The organism is Bradyrhizobium sp. CCGUVB4N (assembly GCF_024199945.1).
In the GTDB taxonomy this organism is placed as follows: Bacteria; Pseudomonadota; Alphaproteobacteria; order Rhizobiales; family Xanthobacteraceae; genus Bradyrhizobium.
Map to the genome: position 1 here is coordinate 5385054 of NZ_JANADP010000001.1, position 17612 is coordinate 5402665.

The 17612-nt window shown below is 64.5% G+C and carries 18 protein-coding genes; all 18 read right to left on the reverse strand.

The features are described from left to right. Positions 1–19 precede the first annotated feature (19 nt). Genes NLM31_RS24765 through NLM31_RS24850 form a run of 18 tightly spaced genes read right to left on the reverse strand, consistent with a single transcriptional unit; the run spans position 20 to position 17610 of the window. Positions 20–367 (reverse strand): hypothetical protein, encoded by a 348-nt coding sequence (locus NLM31_RS24765; RefSeq protein WP_254193976.1) that lies wholly within the window; start codon positions 365–367, stop codon positions 20–22. Between the two features lie 45 nt (positions 368–412). Next, positions 413–688, reverse strand: a complete 276-nt coding sequence (locus NLM31_RS24770) for a DUF1467 family protein (protein WP_254131856.1) — start codon at positions 686–688, stop codon at positions 413–415. A gap of 9 nt (positions 689–697) precedes the next feature. Further along, the gene (gene mce / locus NLM31_RS24775) at positions 698–1102 is read right to left on the reverse strand and encodes a methylmalonyl-CoA epimerase (RefSeq protein WP_254131857.1); all 405 of its coding nucleotides are present in this window, start codon (positions 1100–1102) and stop codon (positions 698–700) included. A gap of 43 nt (positions 1103–1145) precedes the next feature. After that, positions 1146–2816: a ribonuclease J gene (locus NLM31_RS24780; protein WP_254193977.1), complete on the reverse strand. Its 1671-nt coding sequence runs from the start codon at positions 2814–2816 to the stop codon at positions 1146–1148. Continuing rightward, a complete protein-coding gene (locus tag NLM31_RS24785; protein WP_254193978.1) occupies positions 2816–3622 on the reverse strand; it encodes a biotin--[acetyl-CoA-carboxylase] ligase in 807 nt (268 codons plus the stop codon). The genes NLM31_RS24780 and NLM31_RS24785 overlap by 1 nt, the downstream gene beginning before the upstream one ends. Position 3623: 1 nt before the next feature. Further along, the gene (gene nuoN, locus NLM31_RS24790; protein WP_254131860.1) at positions 3624–5060 is read right to left on the reverse strand and encodes an NADH-quinone oxidoreductase subunit NuoN; all 1437 of its coding nucleotides are present in this window, start codon (positions 5058–5060) and stop codon (positions 3624–3626) included. 22 nt (positions 5061–5082) lie between these two features. Beyond that, positions 5083–6591 (reverse strand): NADH-quinone oxidoreductase subunit M, encoded by a 1509-nt coding sequence (locus tag NLM31_RS24795; protein ID WP_254193979.1) that lies wholly within the window; start codon positions 6589–6591, stop codon positions 5083–5085. Then, positions 6592–8673: an NADH-quinone oxidoreductase subunit L gene (gene nuoL / locus NLM31_RS24800; RefSeq protein ID WP_254193980.1), complete on the reverse strand. Its 2082-nt coding sequence runs from the start codon at positions 8671–8673 to the stop codon at positions 6592–6594. Positions 8674–8681: 8 nt separating this feature from the next. Beyond that, positions 8682–8990 (reverse strand): NADH-quinone oxidoreductase subunit NuoK, encoded by a 309-nt coding sequence (gene nuoK / locus NLM31_RS24805; RefSeq protein WP_008136131.1) that lies wholly within the window; start codon positions 8988–8990, stop codon positions 8682–8684. After that, positions 8987–9625 carry an NADH-quinone oxidoreductase subunit J gene (locus NLM31_RS24810; protein WP_254131863.1) on the reverse strand — a complete coding sequence of 213 codons (639 nt, stop codon included), beginning with the start codon at positions 9623–9625 and terminating at the stop codon, positions 8987–8989. The genes nuoK and NLM31_RS24810 overlap by 4 nt, the downstream gene beginning before the upstream one ends. 9 nt (positions 9626–9634) lie before the next feature. Then, on the reverse strand, positions 9635–10123 hold the full coding sequence (gene nuoI / locus NLM31_RS24815) for an NADH-quinone oxidoreductase subunit NuoI (RefSeq protein WP_026232873.1): 489 nt from the start codon (positions 10121–10123) through the stop codon (positions 9635–9637). Between the two features lie 14 nt (positions 10124–10137). Then, a complete protein-coding gene (nuoH, locus tag NLM31_RS24820) occupies positions 10138–11205 on the reverse strand; it encodes an NADH-quinone oxidoreductase subunit NuoH (RefSeq protein WP_254131864.1) in 1068 nt (355 codons plus the stop codon). A 5-nt stretch (positions 11206–11210) separates the two neighbouring features. Continuing rightward, positions 11211–13286: an NADH-quinone oxidoreductase subunit NuoG gene (gene nuoG / locus NLM31_RS24825; protein WP_254131865.1), complete on the reverse strand. Its 2076-nt coding sequence runs from the start codon at positions 13284–13286 to the stop codon at positions 11211–11213. Between the two features lie 5 nt (positions 13287–13291). Then, positions 13292–14617 carry an NADH-quinone oxidoreductase subunit NuoF gene (gene nuoF, locus NLM31_RS24830; RefSeq protein WP_254131866.1) on the reverse strand — a complete coding sequence of 442 codons (1326 nt, stop codon included), beginning with the start codon at positions 14615–14617 and terminating at the stop codon, positions 13292–13294. 15 nt (positions 14618–14632) lie between these two features. Next, on the reverse strand, positions 14633–14830 hold the full coding sequence (locus NLM31_RS24835) for a hypothetical protein (RefSeq protein WP_254131867.1): 198 nt from the start codon (positions 14828–14830) through the stop codon (positions 14633–14635). Beyond that, a complete protein-coding gene (nuoE, locus tag NLM31_RS24840) occupies positions 14830–15441 on the reverse strand; it encodes an NADH-quinone oxidoreductase subunit NuoE (RefSeq protein WP_254193981.1) in 612 nt (203 codons plus the stop codon). Before nuoE ends, NLM31_RS24835 begins: the two co-directional genes overlap by 1 nt. 10 nt (positions 15442–15451) lie before the next feature. After that, complete coding sequence (locus tag NLM31_RS24845) at positions 15452–16414, reverse strand: FkbM family methyltransferase (RefSeq protein ID WP_254131868.1); 963 nt, start codon at positions 16412–16414, stop codon at positions 15452–15454. After that, entirely contained in the window at positions 16414–17610 is a 1197-nt protein-coding gene (locus tag NLM31_RS24850; protein WP_254193982.1) for an NADH-quinone oxidoreductase subunit D, read from the reverse strand. Before NLM31_RS24850 ends, NLM31_RS24845 begins: the two co-directional genes overlap by 1 nt. Between the last annotated feature and the right edge of the window lie 2 nt (positions 17611–17612).

The following is a 17612-nucleotide window of genomic DNA, read 5'->3' on the forward strand; positions in this document are numbered from 1 at the left end:
ATGCTCGATGGCCGGATCGTTACTCCCGCTCCAGGAAGCTCGAGCCGATCTCGGCCTTTCTTTTGATCGGATCGTAATCGCAATAGACGTTGTCCGCCACCAGCGTGTAGCTGGCGCTAACGGTGTATTTATCGAGCTTGACCGAGTTCAGACCGATCACCGAGGTGCTTTTTCCGCCGTTCCATTTGAACGGCGTCGAGCTCTTGGCCTGCTCGCAGGCCATCACGGCTTCGTTGAACACGTAGCCCTCGACGAACGCCTTCAGCGTTCGCGCCTGCAAGGCGATCTTCCATTCGACATAGCCAATGGCACCGAGACCGGCGACGATCAGCACCAGAAGCGCGACGACGATCCTCTGAAAAGTCATTCGTTCCCCCAACAACGACGCAACGCGAAAAATCCGGCAAAATCGCTAAAACGGCATCCCCATCAATTTCGACAGCCGTTCGATCGAGAGATAGCCGGCCTGATAGGCCGCGACCCCGATGCCGTAGATGATGGCCGAGATGATCGTGGTCCAGATCAGCTTGCGCTTCATGCCGGTCAGGACAGGTGCGCCGGGGTCGGTGCCGGGCGCACCGACGCCGTCCTCGTGCTGGCTGCGCACGCCGAACGGCAGCGTCAGGAACAGCGCGATCCACCAGATGACGAAGTAGATCGCGAGCGCGGTTGAGATCTGGATGGCCATGGGGCGGTCTTACGCCTGCTCGATTTCGACGAGCGCGCCGGAAAAGTCCTTCGGGTGCAGGAACAGCACCGGCTTGCCATGGGCACCGATCTTCGGCACGCCGTCGCCGAGGACGCGGGCGCCCTCCTTCACCAGGGTGTCGCGCGAGGCGATGATGTCGACGACCTCGTAGCAGATGTGGTGGATGCCGCCGTCGGCATTGCGCTCGAGAAATTTCGCGATCGGCGAGGCCTCGCCGAGCGGCTCGATGAATTCGATCTTGGTGTTGGGGAGCGTCGCGAACACGGTGATGACGCCATGCTCGGGCAGCGGCACGGCTTCCGAGATCTGCGCCCCGAACGCCGCGCCGTAGATTTTTGCGGACTTGACGGCATCCCTGGTCGCGATCGCGACGTGGTTGAGGCGACCCAGCATGTTTTCTTCTCCCTCAGCGCATGATCCGAAGACCACGCTTAGTCTACACTGTCAGGACGTGGACCAGACAGGGGGGCTTTTTGCCCCAATGTTCGTTGATGACGGCCCGGACGGCGCGTCGCACCGATTCCGCCAGCGCATCCGGATCCCGGCGGCGCGCCTTCGGCAGGCCCTCGATGGTGGACATCACGGCGTCGAAGACGATGTCGTCGAACGGCTCCCCCGCCCGGTTCTTCTCGGGGATGCCGATCAGATCGACCTCGGGCTCGTCCACAAGCTCGCCCTGCGCGGTCATCGCGATGGCGACGAAGGCGCAGCCGGAGAACGCCATGCGGCGGCGCTCGACCACGGCGCGGGACTTGGAATCCTCCAGGATGGTGCCGTCCTTGTAGAGCCGGCCCGACGGCACCTCGCCGACCACGCCGGGATCGCCGGGGCCGAGCTTGACCATATCGCCGTTGCGGACCACCAGCACGCGCGGCACGCCGGCGGCGCGCGCGAGTTTTGCGTGCTCGTTCAGGTGCAGCGCCTCGCCATGGACGGGGATCAGCAGTTGCGGCTTCACCCAGGAGATCATGTCGCGCAGCTCGTCGCGGCGGGGATGGCCGGAAACGTGGACCAGATGATCGCGGTCGGTGAGGACCTCGACGCCCTGCAGCACCAGATTGTTGATGATCGAGCCGACGGCCTTCTCGTTGCCGGGAATGGTGCGCGAGGAGAAGATCACGCTGTCGCCGCGGTTCAGCGTGATCTCGGGATGGTCGTCATTGGCGATACGGGCCAGCGCCGCGCGGGACTCGCCCTGGCTGCCGGTGCAGAGCGCGAGCACCTTGTCCTGCGGCAGATGGCCGTAGACCTCGGGCGAGCGGAAATTCTGGACGCCGTCGAGATAGCCGGTCTCGCGCGCGACCTGAACCACGCGCTCCATGGCGCGGCCGACCACCACGACCTCGCGGTCGGCGGCCTTCGCGGCATCGGCGACGGCCTTGATGCGGGCGACGTTGGAGGCGAAGGTCGTGACCGCGACGCGGCCCTTGGCCGCCTTCACCAGGTCGATGATGGTGCGGGCGACCTCGGCTTCGGACGGCGAGCGGCCATCGCGCACCGCGTTGGTGGAATCGCCGATGAGAGCGAGCACGCCCTCCTCGCCGAGTTCGCGCAGCCGCTTTTCATCGGTCGGACGACCCAGCGTCGGGGTCGGATCGATCTTCCAGTCGCCGGTGTGCAGCACCACGCCGGCCTCGGTGTGGATCGCCAGCGCATGCGCTTCCGGAATCGAATGCGCGACCGGGATGAACTCGACGTTGAACGGGCCGACATCGATGCGCCCGCCTGACGGGACCACGGTGACGGGGATCACGGGCGCATTGCGCTCGGCGGCGCATTTGGCCTCGAACAGCGCGGCGCTGAACTGCGTCGCATAGATCGGGCATTTCAGCCGCGGCCAGAGATCGATGATGGCGCCGAAATGGTCCTCATGGGCGTGGGTCAGCACCAGGCCCATCAGGTTCTTGCGTTCCTTCTCCAGGAAGCTGATGTCCGGCATGATCAAATCGATGCCGGGCAGATGCTCCTCGTCGCCGAAGGAGACGCCGAGATCGACCGCCAGCCAGGAACGCTGGTGGCGGTTGCCGAGGCCGTAGATCGACAGGTTCATGCCGATCTCGCCGACGCCGCCGAGCGGCGCAAAAACCAGTTCGTCGGGTCTCGCCATCACGCAGCTCCCACCGAACGGACCGGGCCAAAAAACACCTCGCCCGCGGCGATCGGCACGCGACGGCCCTCCGCGGTGCGGACGATCAGGCAGCCGGTGTCGTCGATCGTGTCAAATATACCTTCCAGCACCTTGGTTCCCGTGTGGATCGCGATCGGCTCACCAAGGCGCGCGGCGCGCTCCAGCCAGAGCTTTCGGATCTCGGCAAAGCCACGGCCATTGTCCCAGATGCCGCGGAATTCCACCCAGGCGTCCGACAGGGCCGAGAACAGCTCTTCCGCGCTGATCTGGACGCTGAGGGCTGCCAGCGACACCGCCGGCGTCGGCGTGCCCTCGGGCGCCGCCACGATGTTGGTGCCAATGCCTGTGACGATGGCCAGGCGATCGCCGACGGCTTCGGCCTCCAGCCCGATGCCGACCAGCTTCTTGCCGTTGGCAAGGACGTCGTTCGGCCATTTCAGGGCGTATCGGGGACGGTCGGGGCCGAGCCGCAGCGCAGCCTCGAGGCTGACTTTCTCCAGCGCAGCCTCCTCGGCCAGTCCCGCGGCAAAACCGATCGTGGCAGCCACCGCTGGCGCGATGTCGAGGACTTCGAGGACGCTGGCTGCCAAATTGCCCTTCGGCGCGATCCAGGGCCGCTGACGGCGGCCGCGGCCGGCCGTCTGCTCATCCGTCACGAACCAGATCGGGCCGCGCTCGCCGGCGCGGGCCGCTTCGATGGCATCGGTATTGGTCGAGCCGGTCCGCTCCAGGGCTGCGAGCTTATAGCCCGCCGCGATTGCGCGAGGACCGAGCGCGAACCCCATCCTAGAACAGCGATTTTGCGGCGGCGGAGGCGACGTTCACCACCGGACCCGCGAACAGCGCGAACAGAATTGTGAACAGGCCCGCAACCGCCAGCACCGTCTTGACCTCGGCGCGCATCGGATCGATCTGGCCGGCCGGTTCGTCAAAGTACATCGTCTTGACGATAGTGAGATAATAGTAGGCGCCCACCACGCTGGAGAGCACGCCGATCACGGCGAGCGTGAACAAATTCGCCTTGATGGCCGCGACGAAGACGTACCATTTGGCGAAGAAGCCGGCGAGTGGCGGAATGCCCGCGAGCGAGAACAGCAGCATCGCGAACATGAAGGCGAGCAGCGGGTTGGTGCGCGACAGGCCTGCGAAGTCGCTGATCTTCTCGACGGCCTGGCCGTTACGCTTCATGGCGAGGATGACCGAGAACGAGCCGAGCGTCATCGCGACATAGATCACGATGTACATCAGCACGCCCTGCGCGCCCTCGACGGTGCCGGAGGCAAGGCCGACCAGGGCGAAGCCCATATGGCCGATCGAGGAGTACGCCATCAGGCGCTTGATGTTGCTCTGGCCGATCGCGGCGAACGAGCCCAGCGCCATCGAGGCGATCGCCACGAACACCAGGATCTGCTGCCACTGCGAGACGATGCCCGGGAATGCGGTCAGCGTGACGCGGGTGAACACGGCGAGTGCAGCGACCTTCGGCGCGGACGCGAAGAAGGCGGTGACCGGCGTCGGGGCGCCTTCGTACACGTCGGGCGTCCACATGTGGAACGGCACGGCCGAGACCTTGAAGCAGAGGCCGGCGAGCAGGAACACCAGGCCGAACACGAGGCCGACATTCGCGGCGGTCGCAGCCGTAGCGATGCCGGCGAAGCTGACGGTGCCGGTGAAGCCGTACACCAGCGAGGAGCCGTACAGCAGCATGCCCGAGGACAGCGCGCCCAGCACAAAGTACTTCAGGCCGGCTTCGGTCGACTTGGCATTGTCGCGGTTCGAGGCCGCCACGACGTAGAGCGCGAGCGACATCAATTCGAGGCCGAGATAGAGCGAGATCAGGTCACCGGCCGAGATCAGCACCATCATGCCGAGCGTCGAGAGCAGCACCAGGATCGCGTATTCGAAGATGCGGCGCGACGGATCCGACAGGAACTCGGTCGACAGCACCAGCGTCACCGCCGAGCCGATCAGGGCCAGGATCTTCATGAAGCGGGCGAAATCGTCGACGATGAAGCTGCCGCCGAACGTCACCTGCTTGCCGGCGGGCAGCATGTATTCGAGCACGCCGACCACGATCAGCAGCAGCACCGCGAGCGTGGTGACCGCGCTGGTGGTGCCCTGCCCGCGATAGGCGCCGAGCATCAGAAGCGCCATGGCGCCGATCGCGAGCACGATCTCGGGCAACACCGGCGCCAGTTGATAACCTGCAGTCGTAAAGCTCATGGCGATATCCTGACCTGCCCGATCACTGGAGCAGTGCGGCGGCCTTCACGGCCGTCACAGCGGTGTTGTAATTATTGACGAGTTGCTGGACCGAGGCGGCCGACATGTCGAGCACCGGCTTCGGATAGACGCCGAACAGGATCGTCAGCGCGATCAGCGGGAACAGCGTCACGCATTCACGCAGGGTGAGATCCTTCATGCTCATCAGCGTCGGCTTGACCAGCGCCCCGAACACGACCTTGCGGTAGAGCCACAGCGCGTAGCCGGCCGACAGGATCACGCCGAAGGTGGCGAAGAACGCGGTCGGGATCGAGACCTTGAAGGTGCCGAGCAGCGTCATGAACTCGCCGACGAAGCCGCTAGTGCCGGGCAAACCGACGTTCGCCATGGTGAAGATCATGAAGGTCAACGCGTAGAGCGGCATCCGGTTGACGAGGCCGCCATAGGCCGCGATCTCGCGGGTGTGCAGGCGGTCGTAGACCACGCCGACGCAGAGGAACAGCGCGCCGGAGACGATGCCGTGCGAGATCATCTGGAACATGCCACCGGCGACGCCCTGCATGGTGCCGGCGAAGATGCCCATGGTGACGAAGCCCATATGCGCGACCGACGAGTACGCGATCAGCTTCTTCATGTCCTCCTGCATCAACGCCACCAGCGAGGTGTAGATGATGGCAATCGCGGACATGGTGAAGATCAGCGGCGCGAAGTCGTGCGAGGCCAGCGGGAACATCGGCAGCGAGAAGCGCAGGAAGCCGTAGCCGCCCATCTTCAGCAGGATCGCGGCCAGAACCACGGAGCCCGCAGTCGGCGCCTCGACGTGCGCGTCAGGCAACCAGGTGTGCACCGGCCACATCGGCATCTTCACCGCAAACGAGGCGAAGAAGGCCAGCCACGCCCAGGTCTGCAACGACCGCGGCACCGCGGTGTGCATCAGGGTCGGGATGTCGGTGGTGCCGCCGTTCCAGTACAGCGCCATGATGGCGAGCAGCATCAGCACCGAGCCGAGCAGCGTGTAGAGGAAGAACTTGAACGACGCGTAGACCCGGCGCGGACCGCCCCAGACGCCGATGATCAGGAACATCGGGATCAGGCCGCCTTCGAAGAACAGATAGAACAGCACGAGATCGAGCGCCGAGAAGGTGCCGATCATCAGCGTTTCCAGGATCAGGAACGCCATCATGTATTCGCGGACGCGGTTCGAAATCGCCTTCCAGCTCGCGATGATGCAGAACGGCATGATCGCGGTGGTGAGGATCACCAGCGGCAGCGAAATGCCGTCCACGCCCATGTGGTAGGTGATGCCGGTGGCGAGCCAGCTCGCCTTCTCGACGAACTGGAAGTCCGCATTCGACGGGTCGAAGCGCATGACCAGGAGCACCGACACCGCGAAGGTGATCAGCGTGGTCCACAGCGCGATCCAACGCGAGTTGCGCCGGGCCGCCTCGTCATCGCCACGGCTCAGGTAAACGATCAGCGCGCCGACCAGCGGCAGGAACGTCGTGACCGAAAGGATGGGCCAGGTTGTCATTTACTGGCCTCCAAAGCCGAACATGAACCAGGTGATCAGGCCGGCGGCGCCGATCAGCATGGCGAATGCGTAGTGATAGAGATAGCCGGTCTGGATCTTCACGACGTTACGGGTGATGTCCAGCACGCGGGCCGAAATGCCGTCGGGACCGAAGCCGTCGATGATGAAGCCGTCGCCCTTCTTCCAGAGCTGGTAGCCGATCCACTTCGCCGGACGGACGAAGATGAAATCGTAGAGCTCGTCGAAGTACCATTTGTTGAGCAGGAACTGGTACAGCATCGGCTGCGTGTTCGCGAGCTCGACCGGGAGGTACGGCTTGCGGATGTAGAAGGTGTAGGACACCAGGAAGCCGCCGACCATCATCACGAAGGGCAGCCAGCCCAACAGATGCGGCATGTGCTCCATATCCTCGAGGATATGCGGGTTCATCTTCACGGACTCGCGGAAGAACTCTTCCACGCCGTGAGGACCGGTGAAGAGCTCCTTGAACGGGAAGCCGGCCAGCACCGAGCCAACCGCCAGCACGCCGATCGGGATCAGCATCCAGATCGGGCTCTCATGCGCGGCCTCGTAGTGCTCCTGGTCGTGGGGCTCGCCGAAGAAGGTCTTGAACACCAGACGCCAGGAATAGAACGAGGTCAGGCCCGCGGCCACGATCGTCATCAGATAAGCGTAGGTCGAGAACGGGTTATGCGAGGCATAGGCCGCCTCGATGATCGCGTCCTTGGAGAAGTAGCCGGCGAACAGCGGGAAGCCGGTCAGCGCCAGCGTGCCGACGGTCATCACCGCGAACGTGTACGGGATCTTCCTCCAGAGGCCACCCATGTTGCGGATGTCCTGCTCGTGGTGCATCGCGTAGATCACCGAGCCGGAGCCCAAGAACAGCAGCGCCTTGAAAAAGGCGTGCGTGAACAAATGGAACATGCCGACCGAATAGGCCCCTGCTCCCATCGCCACGAACATGTAGCCGAGCTGCGAACAGGTCGAGTACGCAACGATGCGCTTGATGTCGTTCTGGACAAGACCGATGGTCGCGGCGAAGAACGCCGTGGTGGCACCGAAGAACATCACGACGGCCTGGGCGTTCGGGGCGAGCTCGAACAGCGGCGACAGGCGCGCCACCATGAACACGCCGGCGGTGACCATGGTCGCGGCATGGATCAGCGCCGACACGGGCGTCGGGCCTTCCATCGCGTCCGGCAACCAGGTGTGCAGCAGGAACTGCGCCGACTTACCCATCGCGCCCATGAACAGCAGGAGACAGGTCAGCGTCAGCGCATCGGCATGCCAGCCGAGGAAGTCGATGGTCTTGCCGGTGAGGCCGGGAGCCGCATGGAAGATGGTCTCGAAATCGGTCGAGCTGGTCAGCATGAAGATCGAGAAGATGCCGAGCGCGAAGCCGAAATCGCCGACGCGGTTGACCACGAAGGCCTTGATGGCGGCGGCGTTCGCCGACGGCTTCTGGTACCAGAAGCCGATCAGCAGATAGCTCGCCAGACCCACGCCTTCCCAGCCGAAGAACAGCTGCACGAGGTTGTCCGCCGTCACCAGCATCAGCATGGCGAAGGTGAAGAGCGAGAGATAGCCGAAGAAGCGCGGGCGGTACGGATCCTCGTCCATGTAGCCGATGGAATAGAGGTGCACGAGCGAGGACACCGTCGTCACCACCACCAGCATCACGGCGGTGAGCGTGTCGACGCGTAGCGACCACCAGACCTCGAGCTCGCCGGAGAAGATCCAGGGCAGAATCTGGATCCGGGCGTCGTGGCCGTTGAAGCCGACGTCGACCAGCGTCATCCAGGACAGCGCGGCCGCCACGAACAGCAGTCCGGTGGTGATCAGCTCGGCGCCGCGCGAACCGGCGGCCGCCGGCTCGACCGGACCATGGCCATGGTCGTCATGGGCGTGATCGTCGTGGCCATGATCGTCATGAGCCGCCGATGCGTGCGCATCGCCGTGACCATGATCGCCGTGATGCTCGACCTCGTCACCCGAGGGGTTGCGGGCATGCGCGCCGGCCAGGGCGATGATCCCGGCCAGAATGGCGCCCAGCAGGGGCAGGAAAACGATTGCCTGAACCATGACTGCGCTCAGCCCTTCATCAGATTGACGTCCTCAACCGCGATCGAGCCACGGTTGCGGAAATAGACCACCAGGATGGCGAGACCGATCGCGGCTTCGGCGGCCGCAACGGTCAAGACCAGCAGCGCGAAGACCTGGCCGACAATGTCGCCGAGGAAGGTCGAGAATGCCACCAGGTTGACGTTGACCGAGAGCAGGATCAGCTCGATCGACATCAGGATGACGATGATGTTCTTGCGGTTCAGGAAGATGCCGAGGATGCCGAGCGTGAACAGGATCGCGCCGACCGCCAGATAATGTCCGAGCCCGATCGTCATTTCACCCACTCCGCCGCGTCGGCGTCCGAAAGCCCCTGCCCCGGTGCCACCTTGCGCATCGCCATCGCCATCTCGGGCGTGCGTGCGTTCTGAACGTTGATGTCCTGCCGCTTCACGCTCGCCTTGTGGCGCAGCGTCAGCACGATGGCGCCGATCATGGCGACCAGCAGCACCATGCCCGAGAGCTGGAAGTAGTGGACATACTTCGTATAGAGCACCAGGCCGAGCGCCTCGGTGTTCGACACGTTGGTCGGGATCGGCGCCGTGATGGTCTTGCTCACGGTCGGGTTGATGACCCAGGCGCCGACGGTCAGCAGCAGCTCGAACAGGAAGATGCCGCCGATCACGACACCCACCGGCAGGTACTGGATGAAGCCTTCGCGCAGCTCGAGGAAGTCGACGTCGAGCATCATGATGACGAACAGGAACAGCACCGCGACGGCGCCGACATAGACGACGATCAGGATCATCGCGAGGAATTCGGCGCCCATCAGCACGAACAGGCCGGAGGCGTTGACGAAGGCCAGGATCAGGTACAGCACGGAGTGAACGGGATTGCGCGAGACAATCACCATCACCGCCGAGGCGACGCAGACGCCGGCGAAGAGATAGAAGAACAGCGCAGGAAGGATCATGCTCTCATCTCACCGGTAAGGCGCATCGAGCTCGATCGCTTTCGCGATCTCGCGTTCCCAGCGGTCGCCATTGGCGAGCAGCTTGGCCTTGTCATAGAACAGTTCCTCGCGGGTCTCGGTCGCGAACTCGAAGTTCGGACCTTCGACGATGGCGTCGACCGGGCAGGCCTCCTGGCAGAGGCCGCAATAGATGCACTTCACCATGTCGATGTCGTAGCGCACAGTACGGCGGGTGCCGTCGTTGCGGCGCGGACCGGCCTCGATCGTGATCGCCTGCGCCGGGCAGACCGCTTCGCACAGCTTGCAGGCGATGCAGCGCTCTTCACCGTTCGGATAGCGGCGCAGCGCATGCTCACCGCGGAAGCGCGGCGAGATCGGGCCCTTCTCGAACGGATAGTTCAGCGTCGGCTTCGGCTGGAAGAAATAGCGCATGGCGAGGAAGAACGCCGAGACGAATTCCGACAGCAGCAGCGAGCGTGCAGTGGCGTTGATGTTGATACCCATGACGGCCCTCACTTCGGCGCGATGCCGGCGAATTGCAGCACGCCCGCCACCACGACCACCATCACCAGCGAGAGCGGCAGGAACACCTTCCAGCCGAGGCGCATCAGTTGGTCGTAGCGGTAGCGCGGCACGATCGCCTTTGCCATCGCGAACAGGAAGAACATGAAGAAGAGTTTGAGCGCGAACCAGATGATCCCCGGCACCCAGTTGAAGGGCGGCAGATCCACCGGCGGCAGCCAGCCTCCGAGGAACAGGATGGTTGCCATCGCGCACATCGTGACGATCGCGACGTATTCGCCGAGCATGAACAGCAGATACGGCGTCGAGCCGTATTCGACCATGAAGCCGGCGACCAGCTCGGACTCGGCTTCGACGAGGTCGAAGGGCGGACGGTTGGTTTCCGCCAGCGCCGAGACATAGAACACCACGAACATCGGGAACAGCGGCCAGACGTACCAGTTCAGGATGGTGAGCTGCGGCAGCCCGATCAGACTGGCGAGGCCGCGGACATGCTGGGCCTCGACCACGGCCGAGAGGTTCAGCGTGCCGGCGCAGAGCAGCACCGTGATGATGACGAAGCCGATCGAGACTTCATACGACACCATCTGCGCCGCCGAGCGCAGCGCGGCCAGGAACGGATACTTCGAGTTCGACGACCAGCCGGCCATGATGATGCCGTAGATCGACAGCGACGAGATCGCGAAGATGAAGAGGATGCCGACATTGATGTCGGAGATCACCCAGCCGAGATTGGTCGGGATCACCGCCCAGGCGGCGAGCGCGAGCACGCATGAGACCAGGGGCGCAAGAAGGAAGACGCCCTTGTTGGCGCCAGCCGGAATGATCGGCTCCTTCAGCACGAACTTCAGCAAATCGGCGAAGGACTGGAACAGGCCCCAGGGCCCGACCACGTTCGGACCGCGGCGGATCTGCACCGCCGCCCAGATCTTGCGGTCGGCGAGCAGGATGTAGGCGATCGCGACCAGCAGGACCACGAGCACCAGCACGCTTTCCGCGATCATGATGATCAGCGGCCAGAGAAAGCCGGTCCAGAATGCGCTTGCGAAAAATTCCATCTCGCTCACTCCGCTGCGGTCAGCATCTGCCCGGAGGCAAGCCGCGAGCATTCCGCCATCACGGCCGACGCACGCGCGATTGGGTTGGTCAAATAGAAGTCCTCGATCGCAGCCTTGAACGGCGCCTTCTCGGGCGAACCGCCCTTCCCCGCGAGCTTCTTGATCTGGTCGGCTGCGCCCGCTTCGATCTGGTCGAGACGGATCAGGTGCGGCACGGCCTTGAAGAGCGCCTGGCGCAGCGCGGCAAGCGAGTCGTAGCCGAGCTTCTTGCCGAGCGCCTCGGAGAGCGCGCGGACGATCGCCCAGTCCTCGCGGGCTTCGCCCGGCGGGAACGCGGCGCGACCGGTCATCTGCACGCGGCCTTCGGTGTTGACGTAGATCGCGGACTTCTCGGTGTAGGCGGCCGCCGGCAGGATCACGTCGGCGCGGTGCGCGCCGCGGTCGCCATGGGTGCCGATGTACACGACGAAGGTACCGTCCGGCGCCTTGATCTCGTCGGCGCCGAGCAGGAACAGCAGGTCGAGCGTGCCGAAGGTCGTCATCTGCGCGGCGTTCAGCCCGCCCTGACCTGCGACGAAGCCGATGTCGAGCGCGCCGACGCGCGAAGCGGTCTCGTGCAGCACGCCGAAGCCGTTCCAGCCGTCCTTCACCGCGCCGACGTCGAGCGCGAGCTTGGCGGCGGCGGCGAGAATGGCGGCGCCGTCGTGACGCGAGGCCGCGCCCGCGCCGATCAGGATGATCGGGTTCTTGGCGTTCTTCAGCACATCCATGAAGGAGTGCTTGCCGGCCGCGAGCTCACCGAGCGTTTCGGTGCCCGCACCGAGATGATCATAGTCGTAAGTGAGATCGGCCTTGGCGCCGATCACGCCGACCTTGAAGCCGCCGGCGCGCCAGCGCTTGCGGATGCGGGCGTTGAACACGGCCGCTTCCTTGCGCGGATTGGCGCCGACGATGAGCAGCGCATCCGCCTGCTCGACGCCCGCCAGCGTCGGGTTGAAGATGTAGGAGCCCCGGCCGAGCGCGGGATCGAAGGCGTCGCCGCCCTGCACCGCCAGATTGGCCGAACCGAATTTCGCCAGCAGATCCTTCACCGCGAACATCTCTTCGACGCCGGCGAGGTCGCCCGCAATCGCGCCGATGCGCTTGCCGTCGGTGCGGGCCGCCTTCGAAGCGATCGCCGCGAACGCTTCCTGCCAGCTCGCCGCACGCAGCTTGCCGGCTTCACGGATATAGGGCCGGTCGAGGCGCTGGGTGCGCAGGCCGTCGACGATGTGGCGGGTCTTGTCGGAGATCCACTCCTCGTTCACGGCCTCGTTGATGCGCGGCAGCACGCGCATGACTTCGCGGCCGCGGGTGTCGACGCGGATCGCGGAACCCACGCCGTCCATCACGTCGACCGACTGGGTCTTGCCGAGCTCCCACGGACGCGCCGCGAAGGCATAGGGCTTCGAGGTCAGCGCACCGACCGGGCAGATGTCGACGAGATTGCCCTGCAGTTCCGAGGTCAGCGCATGCTCGAGATAGGTCGTGATCTCCATGTCCTCGCCGCGACCGGTCGCGCCCATCTCGGGGGCGCCGGCAACTTCCGCCGAGAAGCGGACGCAACGCGTGCACTGGATGCAGCGGTTCATCGAGGTCTTGACCAGCGCACCGAGGTACTTGTCCTCGACCGCGCGCTTGTTCTCGGCGAAGCGGCTGGTGTCGACACCATAGCCCATCGCCTGGTCCTGCAGGTCGCACTCGCCGCCCTGATCGCAGATCGGGCAGTCCAGCGGATGGTTGATCAGAAGGAATTCCATCACGCCTTCGCGTGCCTTCTTCACCATCGGCGAACGCGTGGAGATTTCCGGCGGCTCGCCCTTCGGGCCCGGACGGCAGTCGCGCACGCCCCAGGCGCACGATGCGACCGGCTTCGGGCCACCCTTCACCTCGACGAGGCACATCCGGCAATTGCCGGCGATCGACAGGCGCTCGTGATAGCAGAAGCGCGGAATCTCGGCGCCGGCCGCCTCGCACGCCTGAAGCAGCGTGTACTCGGCCGGAACATCGATCTCTTTGCCGTCGATGATGAGCTTGGTCATTCTCTCTACTCCGCCGCGACCATGTTCACGGGATCGCGGACGCCGGCATCGTCGATGTCGGCCTTGTGCGAATACTGGTCGATACGCGCTTCGATCTCATGACGGAAATGCGCGATCAGGCCCTGGATCGGCCAGGCGGCTGCGTCGCCGAGCGCGCAGATGGTGTGGCCTTCGACCTGTTTTGTCACTTCGAGCAGCATGTCGATTTCGCGCTTGTGGGCGCGGCCGTCGGCCATGCGGGTGAGCACGCGCCACATCCAGCCGGTGCCCTCGCGGCACGGCGTGCACTGGCCGCAGCTCTCATGCTTGTAGAAATAGGAGATACGGGCGATCGAACGGATCAGGTCGGTCGACTTGTCCATCACGATCACGGCCGCGGTGCCGAGGCCCGAGCGCAGCTTGCTGAGGCTGTCGAAATCCATCGGCGTGTCGATGATCTGCTCCGCCGGCACCATGCGCACCGAGGAGCCGCCGGGGATCACGGCCTTGAGGTTGTCCCAGCCGCCGCGGATGCCGCCGCAATGCTTGTCGATCAGCTCACGGAACGGAATGCCCATGGCCTCTTCGACGTTGCAGGGCCGCTCGACATGACCGGAGATGCAGAACAGCTTGGTGCCGACATTGTTCGGACGGCCGATGCCGGCGAACCACGCCGCGCCACGGCGCAGGATGTCCGGCGCAACCGCGATGGACTCGACGTTGTTGACGGTGGTCGGGCAGCCGAACAGGCCGACGTTGGCCGGGAACGGCGGCTTCAGGCGCGGCTGGCCCTTCTTGCCCTCGAGGCTTTCGAGCAGCGCGGTCTCTTCGCCGCAGATATAGGCGCCGGCGCCGTGCGCGACGTAGATGTCGAACGGCCAGCCGTTGACGTTGTCCTTGCCGACCAGCTTGGCGTCATAGGCCTGGTCGATCGCGGCCTGAAGATGCTCGCGCTCGCGGATGAACTCGCCGCGGACATAGATGTAGCAGGTGTGTGCGTTCATCGCGCAGCTGGCGATCAGGCAGCCCTCGATCAGGAGATGCGGATCGTGCCGCATGATCTCGCGATCCTTGCAGGTGCCGGGCTCGGACTCGTCGGCGTTGACGACGAGATAGCTCGGACGACCGTCGGTGGACTCCTTCGGCATGAAGGACCACTTCAACCCGGTCGGGAAGCCGGCGCCGCCGCGGCCGCGCAGGCCCGACGCCTTCATCTCGTTGATGATCCAGTCGCGGCCCTTGTCGATGATGTTCTTGGTACCATCCCAGGCGCCGCGGCGCCGCGCACCCTCGAGGCCCCAATCATGGAGGCCGTAGAGGTTCTTGAAGATGCGGTCCTTGTCCTCGAGCATATCAGTGCTTTCCGATCAACGATTGGCCTGCTTGTAGGCAAGCCCGGCGGCGCAGACGGCGAAGGTCAGCGCCCAGAGCAGACTGGTTTCCTGCGTCGCGTTCATCACGAAGCGCTGCAGCAGGAACATGAAGGCGGCCGCGAGCGCGGCATGCATGGCAACGAAGCCCCATTTGTTCACGGCTTCGCTCCCCCGGTTCGTCGGAAGACCCATCAGGAGGTCTCCTTCAGCGTGGTCGGTCCGCCCGACGGCGCGGAGAACTGGCGGCCGTTCTGCGGACCGGGCTTCGGCGGATTGCCCGAGGCGAAGCCATCGAGCACCTTGCCGAAGGTCTCCTTGGTCAGGTCCTCATAGGTGTCCTTGCCGATCAGCACCATCGGCGCGTTCACGCAGGCGCCGAGGCACTCGACCTCTTCCCAGCTGAAATTGCCGTCCTTGGAGAGATGGAAGGGATCGTGATGGATCCGGCTCTCGCAGACATGGATCAGGTCTTCGGCGCCGCGCAGGCGGCACGGCGTGGTGCCGCAGACCTGGACGTGGGCCTTCTTGCCGACGGGAGCGAGCTGGAACATCGTGTAGAAGGTCGCGACTTCGAGCACGCGGATATAGGGCATGTCGAGCAGGTCGGCGACGGCGCGGATCGCGGCCTCCGACACCCAGCCCTCGTGCTGCTCCTGGACGCGCCAGAGGATGGCGATGACGGCCGAGGCCTGGCGTCCGGCCGGATATTTCGCGATCTGCTGCTTGGCGAAGGCAAGGTTCTCGTCCGTGAACGCAAAGCTCGCGGGCTGGACTTCCTTCGGTGCTAATCGGCGAACGGACATGTCTTATCTCTCACTGCATGCGGCGCGCGGTTTTCGCATTCAGGGCATTGATCCTGTCCTGCCAGAATGCGCTTGCGGTGCCGAAAACGTTGTAGCCGACGTGGGTCGAGACCTTGATGCGATCGAGGATCGACAGCTCGGTCACGGTCTCCAGCCGGTTGGTGCGCGGATCGAGCACGATCAGCTTCAAGGGCGTCTGCTCGAGGATGTAGCGCGACACCGCATGCGTGCGGTCACTGCCGTGCTCCTCGCACATGATGACGCTGTCGGTCTGGAGCAGCCGGGCGCCGCCCTTGATCGCCTCGATCTCGACGCCTTCGACGTCGAGCTTGATCAGGTACTTGCCGGTGGCGGCGACCTTGCCGTCGTCGATGAGGTTATCCAGCGCCAGAACGGGCACGTCCTCGCCGCCATCCGACGGAGCGCCGGCGATGCTGAAGGCCTCGTGCTTGGTGCCCGACAGGCGCGCGGTGCCGCGGGCCGCGCCGATCGCGCACTTCAGGGTCTCGAAGCGGTTGCCGTTGACGCGGGCATTGTTGGCAAGCTTCGGATAGTTCTGGCCCGACGGCTCGATCGCGATCGACTTGTGCGAGCCGAACGGCTTGCTCGACACCAGCACCGACCAGTAGCCGTAATTGGCGCCGCAATCGAGCAGCGTGTAGTCGACGTCGATGGAGTCGGCGAACAGCAGCTCCAGCTCGTCCTCGTAGCAATAAGAACGGTTGAGCAGCTTGCTCCAGTAGCCGTCGCCGTAAGGGAATTCGAACACGGCGTCCGGGTTGAGCTTGATCGCGATGTTGCGCTCGGGCAGCGTCTTCCGCAGCAAATTCGCACAGGCGATGTAGCCCATATGCGAGAAATGCGACGAGATCTTCGACCCCGTCACCAGCGCCAAGGCAGCCGTCCGCTCCCACAGGTTGGCCCCTTCAAGGGCCCCCGAGGCACGGTCAAACTGGATTGGCGCCTGAGCCATCACCGATCGACCTCTCCGAACACGATGTCGAGCGAGCCGAGAATGGCCGAGACGTCGGCGAGCAGATGGCCGCGGCAGATGTGGTCCATCGCCTGCAGATGCGCAAAGCCCGGCGCGCGGATCTTGCACTTGTAGGGCTTGTTGGTGCCGTCCGAGATCAGATAGACGCCGAACTCGCCCTTGGGCGCCTCGACCGCGGCATAGACCTCGCCTTCCGGCACGTGGACGCCTTCGGTGTAGAGCTTGAAGTGGTGGATCAGCGCTTCCATCGAACGCTTCATCTCGCCACGGCGGGGCGGCGCGACCTTGTTGTCTTCGACGACGACGGCGCCCTTCCCTTCGGCTGCGTTCAGCTTCTGGATGCACTGCTTCATGATGCGCACGGACTGGCGCATCTCTTCCATGCGGATCAGGTAGCGGTCGTAGCAGTCGCCGTTCTTGCCGATCGGGATGTCGAAATCCATCTCGGCGTAGCACTCATAGGGCTGCGACTTGCGCAGGTCCCAGGCTGCGCCCGAGCCGCGCACCATCACGCCCGAAAAACCCCACTCCCAGGCTTCCTTCAGCGGCACCACGCCGATATCGACGTTGCGCTGCTTGAAGATGCGGTTGGCGGTGAGCAGGCGGTCGAGGTCGTCCACGACCTTCAGGAACGGATCGCACCAGGCCTCGATGTCGTCGACCAGCTTCTGCGGCAGGTCCTGATGCACGCCGCCGACGCGGAAGAAGGCTGCGTGCATACGGCTGCCCGAGGCGCGCTCGTAGAACACCATCAGCTTCTCGCGCTCTTCGAAACCCCACAGCGGCGGGGTCAGCGCGCCGACGTCCATCGCCTGCGTGGTAACGTTGAGAAGATGCGACAGGATGCGGCCGATCTCGCAATAGAGCACGCGGATCAGCTGGCCGCGGCGCGGCACCTCGATGCCGAGCAGCTTCTCGGCGGCGAGGCAGAAGGCGTGCTCCTGATTCATCGGCGCGACGTAGTCGAGCCGGTCGAAATACGGGATCGCCTGCAGATAGGTCTTCTGCTCGATCAGTTTTTCGGTGCCGCGATGCAAGAGACCAATGTGCGGGTCGACGCGCGCGACGACCTCACCATCCAATTCAAGCACAAGACGAAGAACGCCGTGCGCCGCCGGATGCTGCGGTCCGAAATTGATCGTAAAGTTGCGAAGCTGTTCAGGTTGCTCGTTCATGA